Raw genomic sequence first — 13994 nt, 5'->3', positions numbered from 1 at the left:
CCAGCAAAAACCGGGACAAAGCTGATTACTGTTACAAATCCCATTCCCGCAACAAAGAGCGCTGAGGCCGCAAGGAGGACTCCTTCATGAAGGACTAAAGACAAGTAATTTTTTCTGCTCCCGTCGATTTCTAGCCTCTTGGGTTCTTTAATGAATAGTGCAACGACAAAAGAAGCCAATCCAAAAAAGAAAACAAATATAAAAAATTCTCTAAACCCAAAGTATTCAACAAAGAACTTGCCCACAGATGGAGCTAGAGCGAAATTGATAATACTAAATATTCCAAACAATCCTATCGCCTGGCTTCTTTTTGATGCTGAAGACACATCAGCTATTAGTGTTCCGGCTGAAACGAAACAAAGCGATAGCGCTGCACCATGTAGGAGCCTAAGAAGCGGAAACAAAAAATTTAAAGTATCTAAAAAGGCAAAGGGAAGCGTAGTAACGGACATTAAAATCCCTCCAGCAGCCAAGAACCACTTTTTACCAAAACGATCTATTGCCATTCCTACAGCAGGAGTAGTAAGTATAGTGGCCATAGCCGCCATGCCCATGATGAAACCAATTCTGGATTCACTTCCGCCCAGATCTTCAATTCTTATGGGAAGCAAAATAAAAGAGTGGAAATTAAAGAAAAATACAAAAGAAGAAAGCGTAATAAGTATGAAATCCCTATTAAATAGAGGCCTTTGCATATTATCTGCGTTATTTACTGAAGTATTCAACTTTGTACTAGCCGCTCCTTGAATAGAGCTATAAACTTAACTAAGAAAACAAATAAGAAAAACAACTTTGAATACTAAACTCGTATTTATTTTGATGTATATATAAATTGCTAATATTAGTTATTTGCTTGATCGTAAGTGTTTTGTTAGGATTAATAAGGAATTAAACCATTGAATGTTACAAAAGAACAAGTTGATGCAGGACAAGCTTTATACACTCCTAAGATGCTGGGCTTCTATGACTTTTTAATCATTAGACTCATCGTGCCCTATGTTTGGAAGAGTCCAATTGGCAGCAGACTCCGTTTATATAATGCAAATATTACTTCAAATCACTTAGAAGTTGGCGTGGGATCAGGATTTTATCTGGAAAAAACAGTATTTCCTACGGGCAGCCCAAGGCTTGCGCTAATGGACTTAAACCCGAACTGTTTAGAGCATACTGCTCAAAGAATGTCGCAATATAATCCAGAGACATATAGAGCAAATATACTTGAGCCAATAGAACTAGATATAGGTAAATTTGATTCAATCGGACTAAATGCTGTAATACATTGCCTGCCGGGCACTATGGATACTAAGCTTGTTGTATTTGATCATTTAAAAAAGCTACTCAACCCTAAAGGTGTTATATTCGGCTCTACTATATTGAACATAGGAGTAGAGAAGAATTGGCTCACAAATTGGTTTATGAAAAAATATAATAAACGCAAAATATTCACTAACCTTGATGACGATTTAGACACCTTAGAGAAGGGGTTAAAAGATCGATTTTCAAAAACAGAAATTCAAGTAACAGGGACAGTTGCAATATTTAGAGTTGAACTATAGATTCATGCGTCAACAGTACCACCCTTCCTCGAAAAAAAGTTCCCAAGATACAAAAATAAACAAGAAAATTGACTGCCTCTCAGTATACTTCTAAATATGAGTTTTGGGGTAAAAAATATAGCGTAGGAGACGATTATGATTAGATATAGTCTAATACTAATACTAGCTGTTTTACTTGGAATCTCTTCCTATCTGTTGTACGAAGGCAAATATATCGTTATAAATATTGAATCAGGCTCGATTAATACCCAAAACACGCTAGTTCAAGGAAGAGAAGATGTTCCCGATAAGCCTAATTTAGTTAAACAAGTCCAACCTACTCCCAAAGTTACTCTAGCGCCTGACCTCAAAGAGGATATAGTTTTTTTCGAAGACGAATCTGATACTGAAATTCACCTGGAACCCACTGTTGGCATTGATATAAACCCTGAGCAAAAGATTGCAACAAGCTATAAAGCCATTGGACCAAAAGAGTTCGTACTACTTACCGATGATGATAAACCTATGGTTGAGATAAACCTTGAGACAGGACAGGTAGAGGTAAACCCTGAGTATGAACTGGATGAGGTGTCTACTGAATTTTGGAATTCTATAAGCAAGAAATATCCAGAAGTTTGCTACGTGGAGAAGAATTAATCATCTAGGCAGAGAAAACTACTTTTCCATTTACCAGTGTATGTTCAACCTTTCCTTTTAAATTCCAGCCAATAAACGGGCTATTCGTAGATTTGGAATGAATCATATCCGTATCTACAGTTATCTCTTTGTCCGGATCAAAAATCACCACGTCCGCAGCACTACCTACTGCTAAAGTTCCTTTTCCTAGTTTAAGTATGTCTGAAGGAATATTGGTCATTTTGCTAATCATTTTATTAAGGCTAAGAACTTTGTCTTCAACAAGCTTAAGAGATAGTGGAAGACAAGTCTCAAGACCAATTATTCCAAATGGCGCAAGATCAAACTCTACTTTTTTCTCATCCTCGCTGTGCGGGGCATGATCTGTAGCAATAGCATCTAGAGTGTCGTCCTTAAGACCTTGAATTACTGCCAGCCTATCCTTCTCTGTTCTTAGAGGAGGGTTCATCTTAGCATTAGTGTTGTATTGATTAACCGCTTCATCGGTGAGTGTGAAATGATGGGGCGTTGCCTCAGCGGTTACTTTAACTCCCCTTTTCTTTGCAGCTTTGATAAGCCTTACTGACCCTGCAGAAGACACGTGGCATATATGAAGCCTTGCCCCGGTTAGTTCTGCAACTGTTATATCTCTTGAAACTATTATATCTTCAGATGCGCACGGTATTCCGGCGAGCCCAAGCTGAGTCGATACCTCTCCCTCATTCATAACACCAGCACCTGAAAGATTTATATCCTCAGCATGAGATATCACTGGTATATCGAATGCCTGAACGTACTCCATGGCATGCCGCAGAACTTTAGAGTTCATAACCGGAACTCCATCATCTGACACACCAACACACCCTGCCTCGTACATCTCACCAATCTGTGCAAGCGACTCACCCTTCTCTCCCTTTGTGATTGCTCCAATTGGGAACACATTTACAATCCCTTCTGTTCTGGCTTTTAACATGATGTATTCAGTAACAGATGCGTTATCGTTTATAGGGTTAGTGTTGGGCATACACACTATGGTTGTAAAGCCGCCTGCGGCAGCAGACTTGCAGCCTGAGCTGATAGTTTCTTTGTGTTCAAATCCAGGCTCACGAAGGTGTACATGTATATCTACAAAACCCGGTGAGACTACCTTTCCTTTTGCATTTATTACTTTAACTTTTTTGTCCTGCTCTAATTTTTTAGTGGTTTTAGGAAATGATTTTACTTTGCCGTTTTCAATAAGAATATTAGCTTTTTCATCCATCTTTTGAGAGGGATCAATGATCCTCCCGCCTTTAATGAGTATGCTCACTGATTTCTCCTTGCTGATGCTACTAGATAAAACATTGCCATTCTGACTGCGATTCCGTTTGATACCTGATCTAATATTACTGAGCCTGCGTCATCTGCAATATCCGAGGATAATTCAATACCTCGGTTGATAGGGCCCGGATGCATAACTGTTACGTTCTTTTTTGCTTTTTTCAATTTGTCTCGCTTAAGCCCGAAAAATCTTGAGTACTCTCTTAAGGAAGGGAAATACTCTGAGTCCTGACGCTCCATTTGAATCCTGAGCATCATTACAACATCTGCTCCTTCAATCGCTTTATCTAAGTTGTAGAACGTTTTAGCCTTTGTCTGCTTTAGATATTTGGGTATTAATGTTGGCGGTCCGACTACCCTTACCTCGGCTCCTAGTTTCGAAAGTCCCCAGATGTTAGATCTTGCTACCCTGCTGTGAAGTATGTCCCCAGCAATAACAACTTTTAATCCTTTTATCTTTCCTTTGATTTCTCTAATAGTGAATAAATCTAATAGTGCTTGGCTTGGATGCTCATGTGATCCATCTCCTGCATTTATAATTGAGGAATCAAGCTCATTTGCCAAAAGCCATGGCGCTCCTGATAGAGGATGTCTTATTACAATCACACTCGCCCCCATAGCCTCAAGGTTTCTCGCAGTGTCTAAAAGAGTCTCTCCTTTGGTTACGCTGCTATGTGAGGAAGTGAAATTTAGAACATCAGCGCTTAGTCTTTTCTCTGCTATTTCAAATGAGGACCTTGTTCTTGTGCTTGGTTCATAGAACAGATTGCAGACAGTAACACCTCTTAGTGCGGGAACCTTTTTAACATCCCTCTCTGACACCTCTTTCATAGATTCGGCGGTATCAAGTATGAGGGTTATTTCCTCTGCCGAAAGCTCCTCAAGCCCCAAAATGTGTTTTCGTTGAAATGTCATTTTAGCTCTTAAGCACTACTACTTCGTCTGTTGTGTCTGTTTCTTTTAAATGCACTCTAACTTTCTCTGATATTAATGTATCTATTTTAATACCAACATAATCCGGTTGAATTGGCAACTCCCTATGGCCTCTATCTACTAAAACCACGAGCTGTATAGAAGAAGGCCTGCCAAAATCCATTATTGTCTCAAGTGCTGCCCTTGTAGTTCTGCCGGTATATATTACATCATCTACCAAAATGACTTCTTTGTCTTCAACACTAAAATCAATTTCCGTTTTCTCAACTTTTGGCCACTCAGTCTTACTTCTAAGATCGTCTCTGTAAAGAGTAATATCAACTGTGCCCATTGGCGGTTTTATCTTTTCAACTTTGTTGATTCTATCCACTATTCTCTGGGCTATATGTACTCCTCTTGTTCTAACGCCGATTACAGCAATCTCTTTAGCGCCTTTATTTTTCTCTAAAATTTCAGAAGTAATCCGCACGATCGCGCGGTTAATAGTCTCAGAATCCATCAGTACATTTTTAGCCATTGCTCATTATGCCTTTCTAGAATCCAGCTTGCATATTATAACTAATCTATTCCTGAAAGTATTCTATCCCATCTTACTTTATTTAATAGATCAGGATTTCCAAAGTCCCAGGACCAATGAATTATAAAAGCCTTTCCAGCAATATTCTCTATCGGCACAAAGCCCCAGAACCTACTGTCCTGGCTGTTGTCCCTGTTATCACCCATTACAAAAACATAGCCTTTAGGCACTTTCGTAACAGGAATGTAGCTTCCCTTGGTTGTGTTTTCCTTTCCTTTTCTATATATAACTGTGTGCTCTTCGCCAAACAGATCCTCTTCGTATTCATCAAACTGCTGAGTATTCCTTTCATCCGAATACGTTCCTATATAATCAAGAGGAACGCTCTGACCGTTTACGATTAGTTGTCTACCATCAAGGTCAATATCATCTCCTGGGAGCCCAATAACTCGTTTTATGTAATAGAGTCCATTTTTTGAAGGGTCACTTTCATTGTTGGGGTAAGTAAACACAATCACATCACCCCTTTTAATTTTTTCTAGAGGAAATACTTCTATGTTAGTAAATGGTATCTTCGTGCCGTATACAAATTTATTTACAAGCAGGTGATCTCCTACTAATAGATTGGGGATCATAGATCCTGAAGGGATTTTAAAGGGCTGAAAGACAAAGGTTCTAATTATAAGAGCAAGTATTATTGCAAAAGCAAGTGCTTCGATATTTTGTCTTAGCTTAGACTTTGTATATTTGGACAAATAATCAGATGATGCAATCTCAAGCTCATCTGTTGCCAGAACAAGCTCTTCATGGCTCCCAGAGCTGATAACTCTTTCTAGATTACCGATTTTTTGATCCAAAATGCTGACCGCTTCTGGAGAGATATTTGAGCGGTTTTTCTCTAGAACTGGTTTTATTTGCTTAAGTAGTTGGTTTGCTTTTTTTCTGGCTTTATGTTCTTTAGAGAATATGTTTAGCATAATTGGGACTGGAGTATATATGGCTTACGATTGTGTTTCAATAGATTTATCAGGTCATAACAAATTCAGGCTTTTAACTACAGAGCTTCTATCTCCTTCATTCTCTGAACAGACTTTACGCCTTTTACTTTTTTAATAGATTGCATCACATCTTCTAGCTGTGAAAGATCAGATACTACTACATCAAACGTTCCAACAGCATCCTCAACATCTATAGGGTGAATCTCAGCCTTTGAGATATTAACCTCAGAGGAAGTAAAGGTGCTTGTTATGCTTGAGAGAATGCCTGGTTTATCAGTGCATGTGACTAAAATTCTGGCCGGGCGTGGGCCTCTGAACTTTCTGTCCCACTCAACATCTATCCTTCTTTCATGATCCACTTCCAAAAGCTTTGGACAATCGTTTCTATGAATCGTTATTCCCTTTCCCCTGGTTATATAGCCGATTATGTCTTCACCCGGAAGAGGTGAGCAGCAGTTAGCAAACCTTATCATCACATCATCATAGCCGCGGATCAAAACCCCGCCTTCGCTTGAGCTAGTAATGGTCTTAATAATTTTATCTATTCTTTCCCGATCCGACTCACTATCAAGACTATCTTTTGGTGCGGCTTTCTTTAAAATATCGTTTGCTGAGATTTTGCCAAAACCTACAGCAAGATATAGGTCTTTGACATCTTTGATTTTTAGGTCTGACAGCGCCTTCGCTAAATGACCTTTTTTGAGCATAGACTGAAAATCAAGCCCGTGTTGTTTAAATTTTCTCTCGCAAATAGACTTTCCTACTATCTCAGATTGTTTTCTCTCCTCATTTCTGAGCCAATTACGGATTTTGGTTTTGGCGCCCGAGGTAACTACAAACTTAAGCCAATCACGGTTAGGATGTTGATCCTTAGATGTTACAATCTCAATATTGTCTCCTGTTTTAAGCTGATGGTTAAGCGGAACTAATTTGCCGTTTACATTTGCCCTCATACACTTATTTCCGACTTCAGTGTGAATTGCATACGCAAAATCAACTGGGGTTGCTCCGGTAGGTAGTTCCTTTAAATCTCCATCGGGTGTAAAGACATAAACCACATCTGCGATTAGCTCGCCCTTGATGGCCTCCATATATTCTGTCGGATCTTGAATATCCTTCCACTCAAGAAGCTGTCTTAGGGTTGCATATATCTCATACGTGCCACCTCCGTCGAGTTTACCCTCTTTATATTTCCAATGAGAAGCCACTCCCGACTCCGCAACTTCATGCATGGCCCTTGTTCTTATCTGAATCTCCATCCTCTCGTTAAATGGCCCTATTACAGTTGTATGAAGAGATTGATAGCCATTTCCTTTTGGGAGGGCTATATAATCTTTAAAACGCCCGGGAACCGGTTTCCAAGATGCATGCACAGCTCCCAGTGTCTCATAACATTCTTTCAAAGAATCGGTAATTAAACGAAACGCCATAACATCGTATACCTGTTCAAATTCCAGGTTTTGATCCTGCATCTTTCTGTGTATGCCGTAGATATGTTTAAATCTGCCGGCAATCTCAGGCGTTAAATCAAATTCGGACAGCTTTTCGATCAAAATGACTTTTGCCTCTTCAACGTGTGCTTCCCACGACTTTCGTTTCTTGGTGATCTGCTTTGATATACTATTATATTCCTCTGCATTTAAGAACCTAAAAGAAAGATCCTCAAGTTCAGTGGTTACCCAGTTAATACCGAGTCTATGGGCCAAAGGTGCGTATATATCAAATGTTTCGCTTGCGATTCTCTTTTGCTTATCTTTGGCAAGGTGCTCCAAAGTTCTCATATTGTGAAGCCGGTCGGCCAGCTTAATGAGGACCACCCTAATATCTTTTGCAGTTGCCAATATTAGTTTTCTAAATCCCTCTGCCTGGCGTTCAATCTTGGATGTATAAGGAAGCTGGCCAATTTTTGTAACGCCCTCAACTAAAAAAGCTATTTCCTTTCCGAACATAGTCTCAATTTCTTCACTCGTTGCTAGAGTATCTTCAACCGTATCGTGAAGAAGACCTGTAATAATTGAGGAAATATCCAGCTTCATTTGTGCCAAGATCCCACTTACTTCAAGTGGGTGGCTTAGATAGGGCTCTCCTGAGCTGCGCTTTTGGCCCGAGTGAACTTTTGCAGAATACACATATGCTTTCTTAATTAGCTCCACATCCTTGTCGGTTAGGTGGAGATATTTGTTCACATCATCAATTATGTCATTAAGCCTAATCATATTATTCTTTCAAAAAGTTAGATTTAACTTTATTTATCACTATTTCACTCTCACAACGCTTAGAGACTATTATTGAGTGCATAGCATCCAGCGCTTCGTCTAAATCGTCATTTATTATAATATAATCATATTCTTCTAAAATTGAGGGGGCCACTTCTTCTTTTGCCCTTTCAAGCCTTCGGTTAATATCAATCTCACCATTACTATTTCTTTCTACTAGACGCTCTTTTAGTATTGCAATCGAAGGTGGTAACACGAAGCAAAATACAGCATCTGGATAATTTCTCTTTATTTGTGCAGCACCCTGCACATCAATATCTAAAAGAAGGTCAACGCCGATCTTCTGGGCAGCATCAAATTCGGAAAGCGGTGTGCCGTAGTAGTTTCCATGAACAAGCGCGTGTTCTACAAATTTATTATTAGTCACCATATCTTCAAACTCATCTTTGGAAATAAATTTATAGTCTTTACCATCTATTTCGTCTTCTCTAGGCTTTCTAGTAGTGCAAGAAACCGAAAACCTTAAATTATCCAATTTATGAAGCATACTCTTTGCCAGCGTTGTTTTTCCGCCTCCAGAGGGCCCTGAAACTATAAATGGAATACCTTTTCTCATAATAAATTCTCTTTTTCCTTATATATTGAATATACCGAAATAATATACTTATAGTTAATTTTAGGTGATTTATTGAGATTTTTCAATAAATATGGGAGGTTGGAGATGAGCTATTTCTTTTTTTTATCTATCTCTTCAACCACTTTCTTAACATCTTGGGACCTATTTTTATTTAAAACCAACAAAGAATCTTGCGATTCAACAACAATAAGATCTGAAACGCCAACTAATGCAACTTGTTTTTCGCCCCCAAACACCATACACCGCTCTGAATCGACCGAAATTACATTGCCTTTTTCTATGTTTTGCTGAGCTCCCCCTCTCAAATACTCATCCAGTGCATACCAACTGCCAATATCGCTCCATGGGAAATTAATAGGAATAACTGCGGTGTTTTCGGAATGTTCAAGGATAACCTTATCTATAGAGCCGCCAGAGATGTTGTCGAAAAATTTACATACAGCATCCTTTTCAGACAACTTCCCAATATTACTTGATATTTCTTCAAAATATTCATACCAATCCGGCATAATTTGGGCAAAGGAAGAAAGTATCGAAGAGGTCTTCCAGATAAAAATTCCGCTATTCCAATAGTAGCTGCCCTGACTAATAAATTTGACGGCAGTTTGGGTGTCCGGCTTTTCCGTAAATTTATCTACCTCATTGGCAGAATATTTCCCAGCTGAATTAATCAATCCATCTGTTGCTTTGATATATCCATAACCTGTCTCAGGCATAGTTGGGGTAACGCCCAGAGTTATTAATGGGTAGTCTCCATTTTCCAATTCTTTTTGCGCCGTATCATATGCAAACTTTAGAACTTTTCTAAATTCCTCATCATCTCCAATTACATGATCCGCGGGAAGCACAACAGTAATTGAATCTTCTTTTCTCTTTTGAATCTTTAACGATCCGTAGACTATGCAAGGAGCTGTGTTTCTGCCGTATGGCTCTAGGATTAAATTTTCTTTTGGAAGCTCTGGTATATGCTCGAGCGTTTGATCACCATACATCTCACCGGTGACAATATAAATATCTTCTATAGGAATAAGCGGTAGTATTCTGTCCACAGTTTGTCTTATAAGAGATTTATCTCCAACAAGAGATAGGAACTGCTTCGGGTTTGTTTTTGTGCTGAGCGGCCAAAACCTCTTACCCTCGCCGCCTGCCATTATTAGAGCTGTTATTTTCATTTTTGTTCTTTTCTGGCCTTATTTAAAGAGCTCCTGGATTTTAGAAACTGATACTGACGATAATGAACTCACCACCAGTTCAGCGTCAGAGAGTTCCTTTTCGGAATAAGAGTTTGATATTGCCAAACATTTCATGCCTGCTTGATGCGCAGCCTTGATCCCTGAGATTGAGTCTTCTATTACCAAACACTCTCCTGCTTTAATTTCGGAGTTTGCAGCAGAATTAAGTTGGTCTAGAACTTTATTATAGACTTCAGGATCAGGCTTACAGTTCTCAACATCATCCGCACTCACTATGATGTCAAAATGCTCCATTAATCCTGCGTAATTTAATATTTCTACTATCTCTGCCCTAAGTGCACCTGAGCCAATAGAAAGAGGGTATATATCCTTAATTTCTCTTATGAAATCGGGCACTCCTTCAAGTATTATAATATTGCCTCTTAGCACACTTTCGAAATGCTGAGACTTTTGCTCCATATAATCTTCTATCAAGGCCCCGTCATGATCTATTTCTTTGTTTTTGAATAACTCTTTAAAAAACGTTTTATCATCATAAGCAAGATAGTCTTCAACATATTCTTGATGACTTAGATCTATACCGTTATCTGCAAGTGTGAGCTGAAACGCCTTTAGATGAAGCGGCTCAGTATCCGCAATAACCCCGTCAAAATCAAAAATAATAGCTTTTAACATATGAATTAGTCCTCTTAATAGAGCTCTAGCTACTAATCTACATTAAGCTCATTAAATGAAAACAGGTATGCTAAAAAAACTCTTCATTATTGAATAATTATTATGCATCTTTTGTGGTGCTGCTACATCTAATTTTTAATGAGATACGTAAGCTATATAATAAACACTATATTAGGTAGTATTTTTAAAATACATTATTTTCTAAAAGTGAAAATTATCGAGGGAGGCTATAAATATGCAGAAGTCCGATGACACCAGAGAATTTGTGCGGGAATATTACGGTAAGGCCGCACAAGAGCCCCGAGAAGACCTTTGTTGCCCTACTACATGCCCTGTCGAAGATATAGGCCATATCCCAAAAGAAGTAATAGATAGATTCTACGGATGCGGAAGCCCTATGAGTTTGGCAGGAATCTTAGAAGGAGAAACAGTTGTGGATTTGGGCTCAGGCGCTGGTATAGACTGCTTTATTGCTTCTAAAAAGACAGGCGAGCAAGGTAAGGTAATTGGGGTTGACATGACCGATGATATGCTCAAGGTTGCAACTGAAAGTATCACTGAAGTTTCAGCTAACTTAGGTTATGAAAATGTAGAATTCAGAAAAGGATTTTTAGAAGAGATACCGATAGATAATAAATCTGTGGATTTAATTACATCAAACTGTGTTATCAACCTTTCCCCCGATAAAAGAAAAGTTTTTGGTGAGATGCTAAGGATTTTAAAAGACCACGGCAGAATAGTAGTGTCTGACATAATCTCTTCACAGAAAATTCCGGCAAGCATAACAGACAACAAAGAGCTTCTTGGTGAATGTATTGCAGGAGCACTCACAGAGGATCGGTTCTTATCCAATCTTGAACAAGTTGGATTTTACGGGATTGAAGTTCTTGGCAAAACCCATTGGAAGACGATTGAAAATGTAGATTTTTTCTCAATTTCAGTAAGGGCTTATAAATTCGAGAAAACTGCCGGATGTGTATTTATCGGTCAGCATGCTTTATACAACGGTCCATTTAAGGTAATCATTGATGAAGAAGGCCATGTATTTCCAAGAAACCAGGCAGTTGAAGTCTGCACGGACACGGCGCAAAAGTTAACTAATGCGCCTTACAGTGGGATGTTCACAATCTTAGAGCCGGATCAGCAATCCCAGGAGGTTTCCTCCTGTACTCCTAGTGCGACTAATGGCAACGGCGACACTTGCTGTTAATATAGTTATAAAAAGCACTACGGAGGCTTATATGGAGTATTATGACACTAAGGACTTAAAACGTTTTGGTGAAGTTGGGAAATTCAGCGAAGAATTGATGAAGAAATTCTTTGATTATTACAACGCTGCGGTAGGTGAAGACGGCGCACTTACAAAAAGGGAAAAAGCGCTCATTGCACTTGCAGTATCACATGTGAAGCAGTGTCCGTATTGTATCGATGCATACACAACTCAGTGTTTAGAAACTGGCGCTGATCCTGAGCAGATGACTGAAGCTATTCATGTTGCCGCATCACTAGAAGCTGGAATTACATTAATTCACGGAATTCAGATGCATAATGTGCTTGAAAGAAACGGAGCTCTATAAATCTTCGTATATATAAGTACATAAAAAAATAGGAGTATTTATGTCGCAAGTAACGGTCCTAAGACCTAAGGACATATTAGAAGACAAAATAGATGAAGCTGCTTATAGTTTTTATAAGAAGCTATCAGAAGAAAAGATCGATTTACCTCCGAGTAGTATTGAAACTCTTCAGATTAACATAACGAAGCTCTGCAATCAGGCCTGCGTGCATTGCCATGTGGATTCGTCACCAAAAAGAAAGGAGCAGATGAGTTTAGAAGCTGTCAATAAATGTCTTGAAATACTAGCTTCTAACAATACTATTAAAAATCTAGACATAACTGGCGGCGCTCCGGAGCTTAACCCTCATTTTGATTATCTGGTAACAGAGGCAAGAAAACTTGGTAAGCATGTAATGGTTAGACACAACCTTACGGTTACGCTGGATGGAAACCCTGTAACAGGAGAAAGCAAAGCATACTTGCCTGAGTTCTACGCTCAAAACAAGGTCGAAGTCATATCTTCACTCCCTTATTATCAGGAGTATTTTACAGATAAACAGAGAGGCAAAGGAGTTTTTGAAAAGAGCATAGAGTCAATACTTATGCTCAACAAAGAGGGTTTTGGTATCGAAGATACGGGGTTAATACTGAATTTTGTTTACAACCCAGTCGGCGCCTTCTTGCCTGCTTCTCAAGAGAGTCTAGAGGCTGATTTCAAAAGAGAGCTCGATAAAAAATACGGCATAAAATTCAATAGTCTTTTTGTGATAACCAATATGCCAATCAATAGGTTTAAAAACCAGCTAAAAAAACTGGGTGCTTATGACAATTACATGACTAAACTTGTAAACGCCTTTAACCCAGATGCCGCTAAGGGTGTGATGTGCCGATCATTAATAAGCGTAAGTCATGACGGAAGAATATATGACTGTGATTTTAATCAGATGCTTGATATGGACTCAGTGATAAATGGTAGACCTATGACGATATTTAATTTTGACTATAACAAACTAGTAGGTAGACGAATACTTTTTGGATCCCACTGTTTTGGATGCACGGCTGGTTCTGGTAGCAGCTGCGGCGGAACTACTGCATAAGTTTTATCTCAATCAAAATGGAAACTCTTATAATTTTTGTAAAATATCCTCAAGCAGGAAAAGTAAAAACTAGACTAGCAAAAGATATAGGGAATGACGAGGCTGCCAAGATTTATTCAAATATGGCCCAATCTATTGTTGAGAACACAATGGCAGTTGATAACTACAAAACAATAATTTTCTACGATCCTCCCGATAAAAAAACTGAAATAAGAGAGTGGTTAGGCAAAAAAGATCTTGAATTTAAACCTCAGCTAGGAAACACTTTAGGCGATAGGATCACAAACGCATTTGATGAAGTCTACTCATTAGGAAGAGGAAAAGTTGTAATTATTGGAAGTGATTGCTTAGATGTTTCAAGAGATACTATTATTAAAACAATTGAGTTGCTTGGTAGTTTTGATGTTGTCTTGGGACCTGCAGAAGATGGTGGGTATTATTTACTTGGAACAAATGCACATAGACCCGAACTATTTGAGAATATCGATTGGAGCACAAGTAAAGTACTAAATCAGACTCTAGAAAATATCAACAAAATTGGCTTAACATATAAGCTGCTTAAAACCTTTAAGGACATTGACACCGTAGATGATTTAGAGGGAGTCGGCAAATAGACACTGGAGCTATAGCAACAAATACTTATTATAGGACATAATCGCAGTTAATATATTAGCGGAGT

General features: G+C 38.7%; 15 protein-coding genes. 6 read left to right on the top strand and 9 right to left on the bottom strand.

What is annotated here, in order from left to right; translation table 11 throughout:
- The coding region (locus AAF462_03625; GenBank protein MEM7008202.1) for an MFS transporter at positions 1–725 on the bottom strand (725 nt) is incomplete at its 3' end.
- Positions 726–896: 171 nt separating this feature from the next.
- Here AAF462_03625 and AAF462_03620 point away from each other — a divergent pair.
- Entirely contained in the window at positions 897–1556 is a 660-nt protein-coding gene (locus AAF462_03620) for a class I SAM-dependent methyltransferase (GenBank protein ID MEM7008201.1), read from the top strand.
- 135 nt (positions 1557–1691) lie between these two features.
- Positions 1692–2192: a hypothetical protein gene (locus AAF462_03615; GenBank protein MEM7008200.1), complete on the top strand. Its 501-nt coding sequence runs from the start codon at positions 1692–1694 to the stop codon at positions 2190–2192.
- A 4-nt stretch (positions 2193–2196) separates the two neighbouring features.
- On the opposite strand, the gene AAF462_03610 is transcribed toward AAF462_03615, so the two are convergent.
- From AAF462_03610 to AAF462_03575, 8 genes are all read right to left on the bottom strand, one after another.
- Positions 2197–3480: a dihydroorotase gene (locus tag AAF462_03610; protein MEM7008199.1), complete on the bottom strand. Its 1284-nt coding sequence runs from the start codon at positions 3478–3480 to the stop codon at positions 2197–2199.
- Entirely contained in the window at positions 3477–4406 is a 930-nt protein-coding gene (locus tag AAF462_03605; GenBank protein ID MEM7008198.1) for an aspartate carbamoyltransferase catalytic subunit, read from the bottom strand. The genes AAF462_03610 and AAF462_03605 overlap by 4 nt, the downstream gene beginning before the upstream one ends.
- A gap of 1 nt (position 4407) precedes the next feature.
- Positions 4408–4941, bottom strand: a complete 534-nt coding sequence (gene pyrR, locus AAF462_03600; GenBank protein MEM7008197.1) for a bifunctional pyr operon transcriptional regulator/uracil phosphoribosyltransferase PyrR — start codon at positions 4939–4941, stop codon at positions 4408–4410.
- Between the two features lie 41 nt (positions 4942–4982).
- A complete protein-coding gene (lepB, locus tag AAF462_03595; GenBank protein MEM7008196.1) occupies positions 4983–5918 on the bottom strand; it encodes a signal peptidase I in 936 nt (311 codons plus the stop codon).
- 77 nt (positions 5919–5995) lie between these two features.
- The gene (locus AAF462_03590) at positions 5996–8155 is read right to left on the bottom strand and encodes a bifunctional (p)ppGpp synthetase/guanosine-3',5'-bis(diphosphate) 3'-pyrophosphohydrolase (GenBank protein ID MEM7008195.1); all 2160 of its coding nucleotides are present in this window, start codon (positions 8153–8155) and stop codon (positions 5996–5998) included.
- Position 8156: 1 nt separating this feature from the next.
- Positions 8157–8771 (bottom strand): guanylate kinase, encoded by a 615-nt coding sequence (gene gmk / locus AAF462_03585; protein ID MEM7008194.1) that lies wholly within the window; start codon positions 8769–8771, stop codon positions 8157–8159.
- A gap of 110 nt (positions 8772–8881) precedes the next feature.
- Positions 8882–9964, bottom strand: coding sequence for a sugar phosphate nucleotidyltransferase (locus tag AAF462_03580; protein ID MEM7008193.1), 1083 nt, complete (start codon positions 9962–9964; stop codon positions 8882–8884).
- An 18-nt stretch (positions 9965–9982) separates the two neighbouring features.
- On the bottom strand, positions 9983–10660 hold the full coding sequence (locus tag AAF462_03575; GenBank protein MEM7008192.1) for an HAD family phosphatase: 678 nt from the start codon (positions 10658–10660) through the stop codon (positions 9983–9985).
- A 235-nt stretch (positions 10661–10895) separates the two neighbouring features.
- Here AAF462_03575 and AAF462_03570 point away from each other — a divergent pair, with 235 nt between their 5' ends.
- From AAF462_03570 to AAF462_03555, 4 genes are read left to right on the top strand one after another with little or no spacing between them, the layout of a single operon-like run.
- Positions 10896–11870, top strand: coding sequence for a methyltransferase domain-containing protein (locus tag AAF462_03570; GenBank protein ID MEM7008191.1), 975 nt, complete (start codon positions 10896–10898; stop codon positions 11868–11870).
- Positions 11871–11901: 31 nt separating this feature from the next.
- Positions 11902–12237 (top strand): arsenosugar biosynthesis-associated peroxidase-like protein, encoded by a 336-nt coding sequence (locus AAF462_03565; GenBank protein ID MEM7008190.1) that lies wholly within the window; start codon positions 11902–11904, stop codon positions 12235–12237.
- A gap of 40 nt (positions 12238–12277) precedes the next feature.
- The gene (arsS, locus tag AAF462_03560; GenBank protein ID MEM7008189.1) at positions 12278–13315 is read left to right on the top strand and encodes an arsenosugar biosynthesis radical SAM (seleno)protein ArsS; all 1038 of its coding nucleotides are present in this window, start codon (positions 12278–12280) and stop codon (positions 13313–13315) included.
- Between the two features lie 17 nt (positions 13316–13332).
- On the top strand, positions 13333–13929 hold the full coding sequence (locus AAF462_03555; GenBank protein ID MEM7008188.1) for a TIGR04282 family arsenosugar biosynthesis glycosyltransferase: 597 nt from the start codon (positions 13333–13335) through the stop codon (positions 13927–13929).
- Positions 13930–13994: the final 65 nt, after the last annotated feature.

The organism is Thermodesulfobacteriota bacterium (assembly GCA_039028315.1).
Lineage (GTDB): Bacteria > Desulfobacterota_D > UBA1144 > Nemesobacterales > UBA2774 > CR02bin9.
This window is presented reverse-complemented; position numbering and strand designations above follow the sequence as displayed.

Excerpts from the sequence above, each read along its gene's own strand:
- AAF462_03580 (MEM7008193.1), bottom strand. The coding sequence starts at position 9,964 with ATGAAAATAACAGCTCTAATAATGGCAGGCGGCGAGGGTAAGAGGTTT.
- AAF462_03590 (MEM7008195.1), bottom strand. The coding sequence starts at position 8,155 with ATGATTAGGCTTAATGACATAATTGATGATGTGAACAAATATCTCCAC.
- AAF462_03555 (MEM7008188.1), top strand. The coding sequence starts at position 13,333 with ATGGAAACTCTTATAATTTTTGTAAAATATCCTCAAGCAGGAAAAGTA.
- AAF462_03565 (MEM7008190.1), top strand. The coding sequence starts at position 11,902 with ATGGAGTATTATGACACTAAGGACTTAAAACGTTTTGGTGAAGTTGGG.
- pyrR (MEM7008197.1), bottom strand. The coding sequence starts at position 4,941 with ATGGCTAAAAATGTACTGATGGATTCTGAGACTATTAACCGCGCGATC.
- AAF462_03570 (MEM7008191.1), top strand. The coding sequence starts at position 10,896 with ATGCAGAAGTCCGATGACACCAGAGAATTTGTGCGGGAATATTACGGT.
- AAF462_03605 (MEM7008198.1), bottom strand. The coding sequence starts at position 4,406 with ATGACATTTCAACGAAAACACATTTTGGGGCTTGAGGAGCTTTCGGCA.
- gmk (MEM7008194.1), bottom strand. The coding sequence starts at position 8,771 with ATGAGAAAAGGTATTCCATTTATAGTTTCAGGGCCCTCTGGAGGCGGA.
- lepB (MEM7008196.1), bottom strand. The coding sequence starts at position 5,918 with ATGCTAAACATATTCTCTAAAGAACATAAAGCCAGAAAAAAAGCAAAC.
- AAF462_03575 (MEM7008192.1), bottom strand. The coding sequence starts at position 10,660 with ATGTTAAAAGCTATTATTTTTGATTTTGACGGGGTTATTGCGGATACT.
- arsS (MEM7008189.1), top strand. The coding sequence starts at position 12,278 with ATGTCGCAAGTAACGGTCCTAAGACCTAAGGACATATTAGAAGACAAA.
- AAF462_03615 (MEM7008200.1), top strand. The coding sequence starts at position 1,692 with ATGATTAGATATAGTCTAATACTAATACTAGCTGTTTTACTTGGAATC.